The organism is Legionella spiritensis, from assembly GCF_900186965.1.
GTDB classification, from domain to species: Bacteria; Pseudomonadota; Gammaproteobacteria; order Legionellales; family Legionellaceae; genus Legionella_C; species Legionella_C spiritensis.
On record NZ_LT906457.1, the window covers coordinates 3,023,643 to 3,039,892 of the forward strand.

Here is a 16,250-nt window from a genome sequence, read left to right on the forward strand (position 1 = left end):
TATTAAAGTATAGTTGTTGCTTCCCTAAAAACAGGGTCGAATAAATACATTACCTTCTGTGCACCTGTCGAGGCGGCAACAATTATTGGAATTGCCCCTTTTTTGGAAGAGAGAAAGGGCTTGCTGGCATTTACAATTTTATTTACAAAGATGGGCGTACAGCGCTTTCATCTCCGGTTGCCATTGCAAAAGTTTTTCCATGATGGCCAGGGTCGCCCTTTTCTCCTGTGTTCCCCCGCTTCGCACACAGAAAACATACCAAAGCAACCAACTGTGCATGGTCATTGTCCATAAAATGTCATCATCTTTCGGTAATCCTGGCATCGTATCCGCATATCCCTGCAACACAGCCGCATAAACGTGCCGGTCAAATTGACCCATGACAATCCCGGCACAGTTAACAGCCAGGCCAATTAACTCAACGAAGGGATGGATTAATCCACTACTTTCCCAATCCAGTAAATGCGGCGTATCGTCTTTTGTCCAGATAATATTTTGCTGATACAAATCACGATGACTCACTACCCATTCCTCACTGCGGTGATAACGGGAACGATGACATGCTTCTAAATAAGGCTTGAGCCAGAACGGTTCGTCTTTATCGAGCCATGACGCATCTATTACCGGGAACGGTCTGGCAAGCGGATGATACAATTTGAGAGCATGGATCCGAGCCAGGATATTGCCCAGTTTTAGAGCATCTGCCGGAGTGGTATTTAAACGAGTCTCACCGGGGACATGACGTTTTATCAAAGCCGAGCGGTTATCTGTCGTCCGCAACCGGTTGCTACAACCGGGATGATAAGCCTTACTGGTGATCCGGAGTTTTTCGGCAACCTGGCAGGCGATTTCTTCCGTCATCTCCAGTACATCGTGGTTTAAAACACCAAGCCAGGTGCGACTGGCAAATAATTTGCAAACCCACTTGCGACCATCGCATAAAGTGACCAGATCAGTCTGATGTTGCAAGCCTTGAGCCAACGGAGTGATCGTACCTATCGTACCTGGAAGAAACGGTTCGGACCAATGCTTACAACTCATGCATCAGCTGTTCAATGTAACGGCGGCACGTCAGTGGTCTGGTAAGGTAGTTAATGTAATGCCTTGTTCCGCCTGTGCCTGTAATGACCAGGGCGCCATATCGAAAAATACTGCCAAGAACGGATTGGCTTATGTCAATGGTTTCAATCTTGGTCATCGGGATATCAGTGGTTTTTCGCACTAAAATACCGGTTCGTAAAATGACTTGCTTTTTTTTAATCGTCAGGGAAGAAAAATGAAAGGTCACCCAGGTCACCGCAGTCCAGGCCAACGCAAACAGCACCAGAAAAAGAGACACTTCTTTCAACGGGGAAAATTTCAATCCTAGAGCTATCGCCACAATAGCCAATGCAACAGGCCAGAAAAATAATATCCAATGCAACCCCGCCACATAGACCACATTGTCTTCGTTTTTATCCTTCATTGTTATCCTCATTGTTTTTATAGCAAATATCATAGGATAGAACCAGCAAATTTGCTATGCTGGGACATGTTTTTCATCTCTGGATCATCACAATCCGGAACGTGCTTGCAAGGCGTGCTTGCAGGCTATAACTGGTATGTTCCATGCGTAAAATAAATCAATGTTTAAATAGACAAATCCTGGAAATATGCCAAAAGTCCGTACAACTGGATACACTCAACGCCTTATTACATTCTTACCTAAAACCCCACTTGCGTGATCATTGCAGGGCAGGAAGTTTTAACAAGGGATGCTTAGTCGTTATAACGACAAATCCGGCCTTTGCAACGGAACTACGTTATGAACTGCCGGACATTCGAGACAAATTACGGCGAGAAGCGGGACTCTATCAGCTATCATCGATTCAAATCAAGATTATAGACATGCAGGAGACATGGCTAAAGCCGCAAAAACCGACCAATCAACCTGCTTTGTCACCCCAGGCTCGCCAAGCCATTCTCATGGCTGGAGATCTTTGTCATTATCCCCCATTAAAAAAGGCGCTTGCGAATCTGGGTTCAAAACGATTATTGGATTGATACCATCTACGGAGGTAAAACAGGGCGTGGCACACAGGACGTGGTAATGAATTGTAAAACACGCCCTATGACATGGAATGAGGACTTATGCTTCTACCGGGAAAAAATCGGCGGCGATAGAAGGTTGATAATTTTCCGCATCAAAATACGTATATTCCCAAGCGTCCTGACGCACCATCAATTCACGCAACAACCGATTGTTTAATTCGTGTCCTGATTTATATCCTTCAAAGGCACCGATTAAACCGCTGCCCAGAAGATACAAATCGCCGATGGCATCAAGAACTTTATGGGCGACGAATTCACTCTCAAAACGCAATCCGTCATCATTTAGCACACGGTAATCATCAACCACGATGGCATTATCCATACTGCCGCCTTTGGCCAAATCGCATTCACGCAATTTTTCATAATCGGATAAGAAACCAAAGGTTCGCGCACGACATACTTCCTTGACGTAGGACGTACCGGAGAAATCAAAACTGGCCGTTTGCGGTTTATCATTAAAGGCCGGGTGATCAAATTCTATGGTGAAGGAAACTTTATACCCGTTATAAGGTAAAAATTGAACGTATTTGCCATTATCCTCGACACGAATAGGCTTGAGAATACGAATAAAACGTTTGGCGGCACTCTGTTCACGAATACCCGCGGATTGAATCAAAAACACAAAAGGCGCGGCACTGCCATCCATGATTGGGATTTCACCGGCGTTCACATCAACGTAGGCATTATCGATGCCCAAACCGGCAAACGCGGAAAGAAGGTGCTCAACCGTGGCAACCTTGACACCGTCACGATGTAAGGATGTACAGAGCATGGTATCACCGACATGATCATAGGAAGCCGGAATTTCAACGACCGGATTTAAGTCAGTACGCCTGAAAACAATGCCGGTATTAATCGGCGCGGGACGTAAGGTAAGAAGAACTTTTTCACCGGAATGCAAGCCTACACCCGTTGCTTGAATCACTTTTTTAGGAGTTCTTTGTTTTATCATTCAATGATCACCTTATCTCTGTACCCTTTTATTTTACGCGCAATAAACGACCAAATCATAGCAGCAATTTGTTGATTAGTCTAACTTTTTCGTAATTTTCCACAATAAACGGCCCAAAGGCCGTTTATTATTTAATCAACTTGTTCTTCTTGTCGCCTAAGAAACGCCGGGATATCAAGATAATCGACATCAGGTACGGATGTTTCACTGGATGATTTGGAAACGGAAGCCGGTGCCGAAGACGATGGCGCAGCTTGTCTACGCATCACGGCCGGCCTGTCGAACTGCTGATAGTCAAGAGTTCCGTCGCTACGCATGGAGTCGGAAAATCGGGCTTTGGTCTGTTGGCCCGTTGATTGAGACACGGCACTGCGTGTGCGCGTATCGCCGAGTCCTGTGACAATCACCGTAACTCGCATCTCATCGGTCATTTCAGGATCAATAACGGTTCCGACCACAACAGTAGCGTCATCCGAAATAAACTCCTTGACGACATCGCCGACTTCCTCGAATTCGCCAATCGACATATCCAGTCCTGCCGTGATATTAACCAGGATACCTCTGGCACCTGAAAAATTAACATCTTCCAGCAACGGCGACGCAATGGCGGCTTCCGCGGCCTGGCGCGCCCGTTGTTCACCGGTGGCGCTGCCCGTACCCATCATAGCCATACCCATTTCAGACATAACCGTACGTACGTCGGCAAAATCGACGTTAATAAGTCCGGGCCGGGTGATCAGATCAGAAATACCTTTCACCGCTCCCAGCAACACATTATTTGCCGCCTTGAACGCGTTGAGCAAACTGATGTTTTTACCCAGAACGCTGAGCAACTTGTTATTGGGTATCGTAATCAACGAGTCGACGTGCTCTCCCAAACGCCGAATCCCATCCTCGGCCGCCAGAGCACGTTGTTTTCCCTCAAAGGAAAACGGCTTGGTCACGACTGCTACGGTAAGGATATTTAATTCCTTGGCCACCTCGGCAAATACAGGCGCGGCACCGGTTCCCGTACCGCCTCCCATGCCAGCGGTAATAAAGACCATATCAGCACCTTCCAGCGCATCACGAATACGCTCGCGATCCTCTTCAGCCGCCTCTCGCCCAATCTGCGGATTGGCACCGGCTCCCAGGCCTTTGGTCAGGTTATCACCTAACTGAATATGAATTTTTGCATTGGAGTTCTTCAACGCCTGCGCATCCGTATTGGCGCAAATAAATTCAACGCCGTCAATATTTTCCGCGACCATATGTTCCAGCGCATTACCGCCGCCGCCGCCAACACCAACCACTTTGATAACGGCACTGTTTTCCTGGCTTTCCATTAATTCAAACATCGCTGCCTCTCCCCTCTCTAATTCTGCCGATTGATTTATTTAAAATTTACTTGCCGAATTGCCAAGAAATTTCGTGTCTTGCAAGGTTAGTTAAAAGTTACCTTGAAACCATTCTCTCATCCGCTTCCATAAGCCTTTGCCATTCATGCTCAACACCGGGGCATTATAGCCCCCCTCATATTGTTGCTGAAGTCCGTGCAATAATAACCCGACACCTGTTGCCAAAACAGGGTTGACCGTGGCTTCAGCCAAACCTGAAACATGGTGGGCACAACCATGCCGTACCGGCATTTCAAAACACATTTCAGCCAATTCTATGGCCCCTCTGACACTGGAACCGCCTCCGGTCATTACCATGCCGGCAGCAATACGTTGCTCAAATCCGCTGCGTCGCAGTTCACTTCTCACCAGAGAGAATAACTCCTCATAACGGGCGGAAACCACTTCAGACAAGACTTTTGCGGATATTTTACGGCCTGGCCTGTCATTCATGCTGGTCACTTCAATCATATCATTGGCACTGGCCAATTCGGGCATGGCGCAGGCATGATCAATCTTGATGGCTTCAGCAGCCTTGGTTGGCGTCCGTAACGCCATGGCGATATCATTGGTAACCTGGTCGCCCGCAATGGGAATAACAGAGGTAAATTGAATAGCGCCTTCAGCAAAAACAACGATATCCGTAGTACCACCCCCGATGTCAATCAGGCACACGCCCAGCTCTTTTTCATCCTCGGTCAACACCGCGTGACTGGAAGCCAGTTGCTCAAGAATAATATCATTTACGTCCAGACCGCAACGTCGCACACATTTCACAATATTCTGAGCGGCACTGACGGCTCCGGTCACAATATGGACACGGGCTTCCAAACGTACACCGGCCATACCTATCGGCTCGCGAATGCTGCCCTGATTATCAATAATAAATTCCTGCGGCAGGATATGGAGTATTTTCTGATCCGCCGGGATCGCTACCGCCTTGGCTGCGTCAATGACCCGTTCAACATCCGCCTGCGACACTTCCTGATCGCGAATTGCCACAATACCATGGGAATTCAAACTACGGATATGACTGCCGGCGATTCCGGCATAAACCGTTCGGACTTCACAACCCGCCATGAGTTCCGCTTCCTGCACGGCACGCTGGATGGAGTTAACGGTCGCTTCAATATCCACAACCACGCCCCGTTTGAGTCCACGGGAAGGGTGGCGTCCTATACCGATAATTTCTATGGCTCCGTCAACAGCCACCTCGCCGACCAAAGCGACGACTTTCGACGTTCCGATATCCAAACCGGTAATGATATTTTTTTCTGATTTTTTTGCCATTATCTTCCCGCTTATTTTTTCCATTGCACCGCCATGCCGCGCGGATATCGTAAATCAACACTGGCTAACTGTTCCGATTTATCCGCAAAAACAGCAGGATACGCTTTACAAAACCGTGTAATTCGCAATTCCAGATCCCGCTTACCCAGCCTCACCTGAACACCATTGGCCAGAGTGAGCTCCCAGGCGTGATTATCACGCCATTCCAGTGACGCCGCGTGCAAACCATACATTGACAATATCTTACTCATTTTTTTGTAAACTTGTAAGACTTCATGTTGCTGGTTAGCAGGACCACGTAATTTCGGCAGGAAAAAATCCTCCACCGCCCCCCCCTCATTGAACACGTCCCCGTCTTTGGTGAGCAAGGCATTGTTCCAGATCGCGACCGGTTTTTTTTCTATCAAAACAATTTTCAAACTATCGGGCCATACCCGCTCCACACGGACACGACTGATCCAGTCCAGCTCACTCAATTCCGTGTGCAAACGCCCCACAGGCAGGAAAAAAAAACTGTTACTGAGATAATCAGACAGTATGGCTTCCAGTTGCTGATGGGAAATGTGCTGATAGGTAGCTGTTACCTTCACCGTATTAACAGGAAAACGGGTAGCATCCGCGAGATACAAATAGATCAGGCGCCCCCCCAGAAAAAATGCGCTCACCAGCAATAATGTCAAGAGTCCGGCGTAATGAAATCGCTTTTTATTCCGCGTCATCCATAACCCTCTGTTACTGGTAATTCGTAACCAGTTGTTCCCGGCAGCGTTGATGTTTAATCGCCAGCCGGATCAGTTGATCAAGCAAATCGGGGTAGGCAAGACCACTGACCTGCCACAATTTGGGATACATACTGATGGAGGTAAATCCCGGCAAGGTATTAATTTCGTTAAAGTAAATAGCCCCGGTCTGGTCGTTGACAAAAAAATCAATACGAGCCATACCCTTGCATTTCAGACGTTTAAATATCTCACCGGCTGTATCCTGCAATTGTTTCATGAGTTGTTCATCCAGCTTGGCCGGGACATGCAATTCGGTCTGGGTGCTTTCCAGGTATTTCGCTGTGTAGGAGTAAAACCCGTCAGCATGACGAACACAAATTTCACCGGCCAGACTGACCCTTGGTTCGGCGGCAAGCGTTACGCTTTCCAGCACGGACAATTCGATTTCACGTCCTTCAAGGAACTCCTCAACCAGAATCGTCTCATCATAACGAAGCGCGTCCTCAACGGCAGCGGTCAACTCCGCCACGGTATTCACTTTATGAATACCTACACTGGAGCCCAGGGAGCAGGGTTTGACGAACAAAGGCCAGCCAAACATGGAAACAATCTCCTGGCAGAACTGCTGCCGCTCACCGGCTGTGCTATGCCAGGACAAGGCACGATATCGCGCTGCCTGTATACCGTCTCCACAAGCCAGACGCCTTGCCATATCCTTATCCATCCCGATAGACGACGACAACACATCGCAACCCACATAAGCCACACCGGCCAACTCCAGCAATCCCTGCAAACAACCGTCTTCATAGAGCGGGCCGTGCACCATCGGAAACACTATTTCGGCGTCAACGGCGAAACGTCCATCAACAAGCAGGCTCTCCAAAGGCTTTGATTCGGGCGTTCTCACAGGCAAACTGTCCTTATAAGTCAGCATGTCATGATAATCATTCAAATAGCATCGGCCTTCCTTATCCATACCGACAGGAAAAATCTGATATTTGGCGGGATCAAGATGGGCCAGTACGGAAGCGGCGGACAGCAGGGAAATTTCATGTTCGCCGGATTTTCCGCCATAAAGCAATGCGAGATTTAGTCGTTTAGACATTATTGTTCTCCAATAATATGCACTTCGCGGATAAGTTCGATGGCCGTTTGCTGATAAACCGTCGCTCTCACCAGCTCTATCAATGATTCGATGTCATTCGCCGACGCGCGGCCATGCTGATTAATAATAAAATTGGCATGTTTTGTTGAAACCAGGGCACCGCCTATTTGCTTGCCTTTCAAGCCGCACGATTCAATCAGGCGAGCCGCGTAATTTCCGGGCGGATTACGAAACACCGAGCCGCAATTATACTCGCTGGTCGGTTGCGTCTCGGCGCGATGGGCGAGCAACTCTTTGATAAGTTGCAACGATTTGTCCTTGTCACCGGGCGATAAACGGCAAGTTGCCGCAATAAACCATTCATCCTCAAGTCCCGTGACATGGCGATAGGCAATGGTAAATTCATGGGGTTTACGTATGCGGCGCTCGCCATTGCGGGTCATGGTTTCAACCTCAACCACCGATTGCCAGGTCTCACCGTCAAAACAGCCCGCGTTCATTCGCAACGCGCCACCCATTGTCCCGGGAATTCCCGCCCAGAACTCACCGCCACTCAAATGGTTACGGGCAGAGAAACGCGCCATGCTGGCACAGGAAACACCTGCCTCTACCCGAACAAGATCATCTGCAATGAGACGAACGTCCTTTAAGCAACCCTGGGTAAGTATAACCGTACCGGCATATCCCTTATCCCGAATCAGGGAATTGCTACCCAGTCCCAGCCAATGCAACGGTTCATTGTCAGGCAATTGTTTTAGGAACAGGGCCAAATCATCAATACCGGCCGGTTTGTATAACTGTTTAGCCACGCCGCCAACCCGCCATGTCGTATAATCCGCCAGGGTCTCATTGATGAGCAACTGACCTTGCAAGGACAATCCTTCCGCGGGGAACGCGTCAATTAATTTCATGAGGCACCTGCACGATTTGCATCAGGTTTTGTGCCATTTGACCAATGCTTCCCGCACCCTGCATCAAAATAACATCCCCTTCCATCACCAGTTTCTCGAGAGACTCGGCAAGATTCTGGTCATTGACCAGTCTGGCATTGGGACGTGTGGCATGAATTTGCTGTAATAACGATTCGCTGCTGACACCGGGAATAGCCTGTTCGCCTGCCGGATAGATATCCATTAGCAATAACTCATCGGCCAGACTCAAAACCTCTACAAAACGACTAAACAACTCCTTGGTTCGGCTGAAGCGGTGAGGCTGAAAAACATGAACCAGGCGCTTGTCAGGCCAAACCCGGCGAAAAGCGTCGATCGTCGACAGGATTTCCTGGGGATGGTGACCGTAATCATCAACAACGATCGCGTTACCCTGTTCAAAATGGCGCTCCCCCAGCAATTGAAACCGTCGCCCCACGCCTTGAAATTTGGCCAGTCCCCGGGTAATAGCCTCATCATCCACATTCAATTCCGACGCTATGGCAATGGCCGCCAGCGCGTTGAGCACATTATGACGTCCAGGCCACTGAAACTGAATGTTTAATGGCTTAAGCCCTCTTGGTCTGTGTACGGTAAATTCGCTGAGCAAACCGTTTTGTGTCCAGTTTATGGCGCGATAATGAGCATCCTCGCGAAATCCGTAGGTCATGATCGGACGTTGGATGGCCGGTAAAATACGCCGGACTTCCTCATCCTCCACACAAAGCACGGCAAGCCCGTAAAAGGGTAAATGATGCAGAAACTCGATAAAGGTATTACGTAATTTATCGAAATTACCATCATAAGTACTCATATGATCGGCATCAATATTAGTGACGACAGCCATCATTGGTTTTAAAAACAGGAAGGAGGCGTCGCTTTCATCCGCTTCGGCCACAAAATACGGCGAATGTCCCAGTTGCGCGTTACTGCCGCAGCTATTTAACTTACCGCCGATCACGAAACTGGGATCCAGTCCGCCCTCAGCGAGCAAACTGCTCACCAGGCTGGTCGTCGTTGTTTTACCATGAGTTCCGGCAATGGCGATACCATGGCGAAATCGCATTAACTCGGCCAGCATGGCCGCCCGTGGAATGACAGGAATCGCTTGTTCTTTCGCTGCTGTAATTTCCGGATTATCGGCATAAACCGCCGTTGAACGGACCACGACATCCGCTCCGACAATATTCTCAACCCGGTGACCAATGTAAACCGGTATGCCCAACGACTGCAATCGCAAAATGGCGCGGTTTTCACAGACATCAGAACCTGTAATACGGTAGCCGTCATTATGCAGAACCTCGGCAATACCGCACATACCGGCACCGCCTATCCCGACAAAATGAATATGCTCAACCCGTCCCATCCTTGGTGAAAGATAGTGTCCCAAGCTGTCCACAAAATTCCCCTTATTATAAGGTCGGCGCTCTTAATCCTAAAGATTGCCAACGATTTTCATGATCAATACGCAATAATATTGCAATAACCACACAATTAACCACCATACTGGCGCCACCATAACTTAACATTGGCAACGTCAATCCTTTTGTCGGCAGCAATCCGGTATTCACGCCCATATTAATCGTCGCCTGCAACCCTATCCAAAAGGTAAGTCCGTAAGCGGTAAATCCCGCAAACAACCGATCCTGACAATAAGCGGTATAACCAATCATCAAGCCCCTAAAGACCAGTATACTATACAAAATTAATACTAACAGAACTCCAAGCAAACCTAATTCTTCTGCCAGTACAGCAAATAGAAAATCCGTATGGGCCTCAGGCAAATAAAACAATTTTTGAACACCATCACCGAATCCCGTCCCCAGCCATCCGCCGCGTCCAAAAGCAATCAGGGATTGGGTCAACTGATAACCGGCATTAAACCGATCCGCCCAGGGATCCAGAAATGTGGTCAAACGAGCCAGTCGATAGGGTGAGGAAACGGCTAAAATGGCCAGGGAACCCATCACAACCAGCAATAATCCAAGATAATAGCGCAGTTTGACTCCCGCCAGAAAAAGCATGGCCATAACTGTCCCGACAATGACAACGGTCGCGCCAAAATCAGGCTCCATCAACAACAACACGGAGACAATGCCCAAAATAATCATGGGTTTCACAAATCCCAGAATAGTCTGACTGATGCTGGCCCGCTGACGTACCAGATAGCCTGCCACATAAAAAATCATGGTTAATTTGGCCAATTCGGAAACCTGAATACCAATAGGTCCCATAGCCAGCCACCGTCGACTGCCATTCACCGTGCGCCCGATACCGGGTATCAATACAAGCATCAGCATTACCAGGCAAACCAGGAGCAGAGGAACGCTTATTTTTTCCCAAAAACTACTGTCAATTCTCATGACAATAAGAGCCACAACCAATCCTGCAGCCAAAAACACACACTGCCTGACCAAAAAATGAAAAGGTTGATGGTAATATTTTGTAGAAATCATTACTGAGCTGGAAGCCACCATCATCAAGCCAATGATCAACAATCCCAGAACTGCCCCCATCAACCATTTGTCATAAAGGGCAAGCGGTTTATGGGTAGGTTTCCCGCGCAGGGTAAAATGACGAGGCTGCATCGTACTCACAATTTGTTCACCAGATTGGCAAACAATTCGCCTCTATGATTGAAATCACGAAACATATCAAGACTGGCACAGGCAGGAGATAACAACACGACATCACCGGCTTTCGCCTGGGATTTCGCCAGGGAAATGGCTTGCTCAAAAGAAGACACGCGTGACACAGGCAGCAAGTCCGACAACGCCTGTTCAATTTTATCGGCATCGGTACCAAACAAAACCACAGAGCGGACATAATCCTGTACGGATTGCCGCAATTCCGTAAAATCAGCTCCTTTTCCAAGCCCACCGGCAATCAATACTATTTTTCCTTGCATGGAACCTCCTATTCCGGAAATAGCTGACTGCGTTGCACCAATGTTCGTTCCCTTGGAGTCATTAATCCAGGTGACACCGTCCAAGGTTCTAACCCATTGACAACGATGCGGCAGACCGGAAAACGACTCCAGAACCGCAGCCATACACTCCTGTGTAATACCCGCAGCGGCGGCCAGCGCACAGGCGGCCAGCGCGTTTTGCCAATTATGCCTGCCTTTGATAAGCATCTTGTCTACAGGTAGTATACACCGTTCGCCACAGGCCAGATAGATCACCCCGTTTCGTTCCACAATCCCCCATTCGCCGGACAGGGGTTTGCCCAATCCGTAACTGGTGAGGGATTGATTTTCCACAAGTGTCGTTGTCGGAAATGTTTTCTCATCATCACGGTTATAAACAAGCAAACCCGAATTATGATAAACGCGTTGTTTGGCCTCGATATAAGCCGCCATGGAATGATGCCGGTCCAGATGATCCGGAGAAATATTAAGCAGGGTGGCCGCAATCGGCATTAGGGAATGCGTTAAATCCAATTGAAAGCTGGATAATTCCAATACCCATAAATCGTAATTGGCGGCGTCATCGAGCAAATCAAGCACCGGGGTGCCGATATTTCCGGCCATGGCGACGTTTTGGCCGGCCGCTTTCGCCATCTCGCTGACCAGCGTAGTCACCGTCGACTTGCCATTGGTGCCGGTAATGGCGATAACCGGCGCATGCAGCTCACGAGCGAGGCATTCAATATCACCGTAGACAGGAATACTGCATTGAATAGCCTGTTGCAGAAAGGGCTCTTCAATGGCCACACCAGGACTGGTAATCACCGCCTTAAGCTGCGGGTAAATCGTATCCGGCAAATGTTCCAGAAAAACGTCAATGCCGGGGTATTGAGCTTGAAATTCCTCCAGACCGTCTACTGTTTTTCGGGTATCAAATACCATAAAAGGCTGATTTCGCCGTTTTAAATAACGGGCAATGGACTGTCCGGTTTTACCCAGACCCGCCACCAGATAAAAGGATGGATCCATGATGTCGCCTAACGTAATTTCAAGGTGGCCAGGCCACACAGTACAAAAATAACGGTTATGATCCAGAACCGCACGATAACTTTCGGTTCCGACCACCCCTTCAATTCAAAATGGTGGTGTAATGGCGCCATCCGAAACAGACGCTTGCCCCCCGTGTACTTAAAATAACCTACTTGTAAAATGACCGACAACGTCTCGATGACAAACAATCCACCCATAATTAACAACACCAGTTCCTGCCGGACTACAATGGCCACGATACCCAGAGCGGCTCCCAATGCCAGTGAGCCGACATCCCCCATAAACACCTGGGCCGGATAGGTGTTATACCAGAGAAAACCCAAGCCTGCTCCGACGATGGAGGAACAGAATATAGTCAACTCCCCGGTATTGGGAACATAGGGAATAGCCAGATAATGTGCGTAAACCGAATTACTGCCGGCATAGGCAAAAACCCCAAGCGCTCCGGCCACCATGACAATGGGCATGATGGCCAGGCCATCCAGGCCATCCGTCAAATTCACGGCGTTACTGCTTCCAACCATGACAAAGTAGGCGAGTAGAGGAAATAAAGGGCCAAGATCAACCAGCCAGTTTTTAAAAAAAGGGATCGTTAATTGCGTCTGTACCGGAAAACTGGTGTTAAGATACAAGATCATAATGGCGGCAACGGCCACCACCGATTGCCACAGATATTTCCAGCGGGCGGACAGTCCCTTGCTGTTTTTACGCACCACTTTGCGATAATCATCGATCCAGCCTATTGCCCCGAACCCCAGGGTAACCAGCAATGCCAGCCACAAGGCAGGTTGCCGCAAATCACCCCATAACAGGCAACTGGCTGTTATCGCGACCAATATCAGCACACCACCCATAGTCGGAGTACCGGCCTTGGACAAATGACTTTGCGGACCATCATCACGCACCATCTGGCCGATTTGCAGATTTCTCAGCCATTTAATCATCATGGGGCCGCAAAGCAAACCGACCAGTAAAGCGGTCAATGACGCCAGAATGGATCGAAATGTAAGATATTGGAAAACCCTGAACGCATGATACTGTCCCTGTAATAGCTGCGTTAACCAGTAAAGCATATTGTATGTTCCTCTCTTGGTAAATTGTAACCTTTTTTCAGGTCTTGCAAAAAGCAAAAAAGCATAGCACAACTTCAGGCTCTGTGAACCAAAATTTTCCCGGATGCAAATGCGGCTAATTGGCACATGAACACCGCAATACGGCCGCAGTCCTCCTTGCGGGCTACGCCAGCTGTCGACATTTCGTGTTGATGCAGGTTCGGTTATCCTGGACAGCCCAACCTCGGAATTCGCTCATCAACCCACAAGCTGATGAACAATTTTTTCCATCGCGGCGGAACGTGATCCTTTCACCAAAACGGTGGTGTCTTTCGCAAGATGAGGTAACAAATCCTGAGTTAAGGCTTCCTGACTAGGATAATGTCTGGCAGCTACTCCGAAGGCTTTGCTGGTAAATTCACTGTTTTTGCCACAGGTCATTAATAAATCAATACCTTTATTCCGGGCGGCACGCCCGATTTCCTCATGGTGTTGTTGCGTCCAATCACCAAGCTCCCCCATATCGCCAAGAACCAGAATGCGCCGGCCCTGACGCTTTGCCAGTACATCAACCGCCGTCAGCACGGAACGCAAATTGGCATTATATGTATCATCAATGACCAGGGACTGATTTTTACCGGTCAGAAAAGTCATTCTCCCGGCAACACCACGAAATTGCTGTAATCCTTTAGCGATATCCGCCGCCTCAATACCGGCGGCATAGCAACAGGCCGCTGCTGCCAACGCGTTACGAATCGTATGCTCCCCGGGGATCTGCAGAACAACAGGCAGCGCCGCTTCCGGTAAAATCAGAGTGAACGAAGCGCAACCCTGATCATTAAAATGGATCGCCCGGGCATAAACATCCACCGGCTTGTGCAAGGAAAAACGCAGCACTTTTTTATCATCCAGCAAAGGATCCCAGAAATGGGCGAAATCATCGTCGTCATTGATCACAGCCGTACCGCCTGCCGGCAACCCCTGATAAATTTCACCCTTGGCCTGAGCCACGCCCTCAATGGAGCCAAATCCTTCAATGTGGGCAGGAGCAATATTATTAATCAGTGCGACCTGAGGCTGCACGACTCGTACCGTATGAGCAATTTCACCCGGATGGTTGGCACCCAGCTCAAACACGGCGTAACGATGCCGGTTATTCAATGCCAGCACGCTTAAAGGCGCCCCGATATGATTGTTCCAGTTACCCGGTGTCGCATGGGATGGCCCGGGTAAAACGGCGGCGATCATGTCTTTCACCGTTGTCTTGCCGTTACTCCCTGTCAGAGCGATCACAGGACAAGTCATACTTTTCCGATGGCAGGCCGCTATGTTCGCCAGGGCATCAAGGGTGGAAGGGACTAACCATTGCGGAATATCCGTCTCCGGATCAGCCTGCTCGCACACCACAGCCGCAGCGCCCCGGGCGGCCACGTCCTTAATAAAATGATGGCCGTCGTAACGTTCACCCCGGATGGCAATAAACAAACAGCCGGGCTTTACTTCACGGCTATCGATACATATTCCGGTCACTTCCGTCGTCACAGAGGAGGAATATCCCAACAGATCGGCAATGGTATTCAGGTTCATGATCATCACATGAGAGATTAAAATACCTAGTGTAATAGTTATTCAACAAACTCACCAGAGGGGGGCGGACTGACACAGGCAAGTTCATGGCGATTGGATCAGAATACATTCATATAACGCGTTCACAAGCGCTTCCTGCATGACTCCTGGAACCAGTAAACGTACTTTTTTGTCCCGAGCCTGCAAACCGGCAGTAATGATCACTTGCTTTTGAGTCAATCGTAATAATTTAGCCAGATAAACAATCAGCATTTTATTCGCTTTGCCATCCTGGGGTTTGGCCTTCAGGGTCAGTTGCAGACGATTGGCATTGTCAATAAACAAGGCATTGACGCGACTGGCCGGTTTCACCCGCAGCGTCAACTGGAGATAATCAGGAAAACGCTCAAGCCAGGGCTGATAACTCACTTTCGGCACTGATATTGAGTAATTGATGGTATCGGGCAAGACCTTCTTCCGTAAGAGGGCGGCGCCGATCATCCAGCAAATAGGTATTCAAACCGTCACTCAATTGTCTGGCGGTATCATACATGATGCCAAAACGCTCCGCGTCTATAGTCGGATTGCCGGATGCCTCCATAAACAGGCACAAACCACGAACGCTGAACGCACCGATATTCTGTAAATCAAATACGCCGGTAGAAGTGGCTGCGGCGAGACTGCACAATACCGGCCCCTGCCCATTAGCCTGCTGGTGACGATGAAACAAATGGCCCTCTCCAAAACGAAGGCCGGCAGCAAGTACCGTTTGCAATAACTCATACCCTGCCAACTGACGGTTTTCTTTCGCCAGAAGAAACATCATCACGGATTTTACCGGTTCATTGCCTGTCTCCCCCGGTGCGTCATTCTCCTGCTTCGACTTGTCTTGCGAAGTCTCCGGGCAAACAGAAGAAGTCCCGGCCGATTTTGCCCTGACAACAATGTCAGGCATCTTATTGGCTTCGCCATCGGACTCAACAGGAGCGAGACTAACTTTCCGCACAGCAATAATATCATCAAAATGCCTGGACTCTTCCATTTTTCCCAGAGAAGGCTGATATGGGGTATGGTTTAAACTTTGCCTTCTCACCTTCATCAAGCGCCCAATGGCTACCACTACACCAATGAGTAATAACACATTGAGAATAAGACTCCAGTTTGCCTGCATGCTTTACTCCTACATTTTAAGATGTCCCGTTCGGCACC

The 16,250-nt window shown here is 48.8% G+C and carries 16 protein-coding genes; 1 reads left to right on the forward strand and 15 read right to left on the reverse strand.

Annotated features, from left to right (window positions below):
- Positions 1-138: 138 nt before the first annotated feature.
- Positions 139-1,041 (reverse strand): phosphotransferase, encoded by a 903-nt coding sequence (locus CKW05_RS13810; RefSeq protein ID WP_058482746.1) that lies wholly within the window; start codon positions 1,039-1,041, stop codon positions 139-141.
- On the reverse strand, positions 1,031-1,465 hold the full coding sequence (locus tag CKW05_RS13815; RefSeq protein ID WP_095140667.1) for a PH domain-containing protein: 435 nt from the start codon (positions 1,463-1,465) through the stop codon (positions 1,031-1,033). Before CKW05_RS13815 ends, CKW05_RS13810 begins: the two co-directional genes overlap by 11 nt.
- A gap of 143 nt (positions 1,466-1,608) precedes the next feature.
- Here CKW05_RS13815 and CKW05_RS13820 point away from each other — a divergent pair, with 143 nt between their 5' ends.
- Positions 1,609-2,043, forward strand: a complete 435-nt coding sequence (locus CKW05_RS13820) for a DUF721 domain-containing protein (RefSeq protein WP_058482747.1) — start codon at positions 1,609-1,611, stop codon at positions 2,041-2,043.
- Between the two features lie 85 nt (positions 2,044-2,128).
- Here CKW05_RS13820 and lpxC read toward each other — a convergent pair whose 3' ends face one another.
- From lpxC to CKW05_RS13885, 13 genes are all read right to left on the reverse strand, one after another.
- Positions 2,129-3,043, reverse strand: a complete 915-nt coding sequence (gene lpxC / locus CKW05_RS13825; protein ID WP_058482748.1) for a UDP-3-O-acyl-N-acetylglucosamine deacetylase — start codon at positions 3,041-3,043, stop codon at positions 2,129-2,131.
- A gap of 131 nt (positions 3,044-3,174) precedes the next feature.
- Positions 3,175-4,380 (reverse strand): cell division protein FtsZ, encoded by a 1,206-nt coding sequence (gene ftsZ, locus CKW05_RS13830; RefSeq protein ID WP_058482749.1) that lies wholly within the window; start codon positions 4,378-4,380, stop codon positions 3,175-3,177.
- Positions 4,381-4,470: 90 nt separating this feature from the next.
- The gene (gene ftsA, locus CKW05_RS13835) at positions 4,471-5,709 is read right to left on the reverse strand and encodes a cell division protein FtsA (protein ID WP_058482994.1); all 1,239 of its coding nucleotides are present in this window, start codon (positions 5,707-5,709) and stop codon (positions 4,471-4,473) included.
- Positions 5,710-5,720: 11 nt separating this feature from the next.
- Entirely contained in the window at positions 5,721-6,428 is a 708-nt protein-coding gene (locus CKW05_RS13840) for a cell division protein FtsQ/DivIB (RefSeq protein ID WP_058482750.1), read from the reverse strand.
- A gap of 13 nt (positions 6,429-6,441) precedes the next feature.
- Positions 6,442-7,536 carry a D-alanine--D-alanine ligase family protein gene (locus CKW05_RS13845; protein ID WP_058482751.1) on the reverse strand — a complete coding sequence of 365 codons (1,095 nt, stop codon included), beginning with the start codon at positions 7,534-7,536 and terminating at the stop codon, positions 6,442-6,444.
- Complete coding sequence (murB, locus tag CKW05_RS13850) at positions 7,536-8,447, reverse strand: UDP-N-acetylmuramate dehydrogenase (RefSeq protein WP_058482752.1); 912 nt, start codon at positions 8,445-8,447, stop codon at positions 7,536-7,538. Before murB ends, CKW05_RS13845 begins: the two co-directional genes overlap by 1 nt.
- Positions 8,434-9,831, reverse strand: a complete 1,398-nt coding sequence (gene murC / locus CKW05_RS13855) for a UDP-N-acetylmuramate--L-alanine ligase (protein WP_408607012.1) — start codon at positions 9,829-9,831, stop codon at positions 8,434-8,436. The genes murB and murC overlap by 14 nt, the downstream gene beginning before the upstream one ends.
- 46 nt (positions 9,832-9,877) lie before the next feature.
- Entirely contained in the window at positions 9,878-11,053 is a 1,176-nt protein-coding gene (gene ftsW, locus CKW05_RS13860) for a putative lipid II flippase FtsW (RefSeq protein WP_058482754.1), read from the reverse strand.
- Between the two features lie 5 nt (positions 11,054-11,058).
- Positions 11,059-12,402 (reverse strand): UDP-N-acetylmuramoyl-L-alanine--D-glutamate ligase, encoded by a 1,344-nt coding sequence (gene murD / locus CKW05_RS13865; protein WP_058482755.1) that lies wholly within the window; start codon positions 12,400-12,402, stop codon positions 11,059-11,061.
- An 8-nt stretch (positions 12,403-12,410) separates the two neighbouring features.
- Entirely contained in the window at positions 12,411-13,496 is a 1,086-nt protein-coding gene (gene mraY, locus CKW05_RS13870; protein ID WP_058482756.1) for a phospho-N-acetylmuramoyl-pentapeptide-transferase, read from the reverse strand.
- Between the two features lie 237 nt (positions 13,497-13,733).
- Positions 13,734-15,062, reverse strand: a complete 1,329-nt coding sequence (locus CKW05_RS13875; protein ID WP_058482757.1) for a UDP-N-acetylmuramoyl-tripeptide--D-alanyl-D-alanine ligase — start codon at positions 15,060-15,062, stop codon at positions 13,734-13,736.
- Positions 15,063-15,146: 84 nt separating this feature from the next.
- Complete coding sequence (locus CKW05_RS13880; RefSeq protein ID WP_197697347.1) at positions 15,147-15,470, reverse strand: DUF167 domain-containing protein; 324 nt, start codon at positions 15,468-15,470, stop codon at positions 15,147-15,149.
- A complete protein-coding gene (locus CKW05_RS13885; RefSeq protein WP_058482758.1) occupies positions 15,448-16,212 on the reverse strand; it encodes a cell division protein ZipA C-terminal FtsZ-binding domain-containing protein in 765 nt (254 codons plus the stop codon). The genes CKW05_RS13880 and CKW05_RS13885 overlap by 23 nt, the downstream gene beginning before the upstream one ends.
- Positions 16,213-16,250: the final 38 nt, after the last annotated feature.

Bases quoted from the DNA above. Each gene is read 5' to 3' on its own strand.
- ftsW (WP_058482754.1), bottom strand. From the start codon at position 11,053: ATGCAGCCTCGTCATTTTACCCTGCGCGGGAAACCTACCCATAAACCG.
- murC (WP_408607012.1), bottom strand. From the start codon at position 9,831: ATGGGACGGGTTGAGCATATTCATTTTGTCGGGATAGGCGGTGCCGGT.
- CKW05_RS13875 (WP_058482757.1), bottom strand. From the start codon at position 15,062: ATGAACCTGAATACCATTGCCGATCTGTTGGGATATTCCTCCTCTGTG.
- CKW05_RS13845 (WP_058482751.1), bottom strand. From the start codon at position 7,536: ATGTCTAAACGACTAAATCTCGCATTGCTTTATGGCGGAAAATCCGGC.
- ftsA (WP_058482994.1), bottom strand. From the start codon at position 5,709: ATGGCAAAAAAATCAGAAAAAAATATCATTACCGGTTTGGATATCGGA.
- CKW05_RS13820 (WP_058482747.1), top strand. From the start codon at position 1,609: ATGCGTAAAATAAATCAATGTTTAAATAGACAAATCCTGGAAATATGC.
- murB (WP_058482752.1), bottom strand. From the start codon at position 8,447: ATGAAATTAATTGACGCGTTCCCCGCGGAAGGATTGTCCTTGCAAGGT.
- CKW05_RS13885 (WP_058482758.1), bottom strand. From the start codon at position 16,212: ATGCAGGCAAACTGGAGTCTTATTCTCAATGTGTTATTACTCATTGGT.
- CKW05_RS13840 (WP_058482750.1), bottom strand. From the start codon at position 6,428: ATGACGCGGAATAAAAAGCGATTTCATTACGCCGGACTCTTGACATTA.
- ftsZ (WP_058482749.1), bottom strand. From the start codon at position 4,380: ATGTTTGAATTAATGGAAAGCCAGGAAAACAGTGCCGTTATCAAAGTG.
- CKW05_RS13810 (WP_058482746.1), bottom strand. From the start codon at position 1,041: ATGAGTTGTAAGCATTGGTCCGAACCGTTTCTTCCAGGTACGATAGGT.
- CKW05_RS13815 (WP_095140667.1), bottom strand. From the start codon at position 1,465: ATGAAGGATAAAAACGAAGACAATGTGGTCTATGTGGCGGGGTTGCAT.
- murD (WP_058482755.1), bottom strand. From the start codon at position 12,402: ATGGATCCATCCTTTTATCTGGTGGCGGGTCTGGGTAAAACCGGACAG.
- mraY (WP_058482756.1), bottom strand. From the start codon at position 13,496: ATGCTTTACTGGTTAACGCAGCTATTACAGGGACAGTATCATGCGTTC.
- lpxC (WP_058482748.1), bottom strand. From the start codon at position 3,043: ATGATAAAACAAAGAACTCCTAAAAAAGTGATTCAAGCAACGGGTGTA.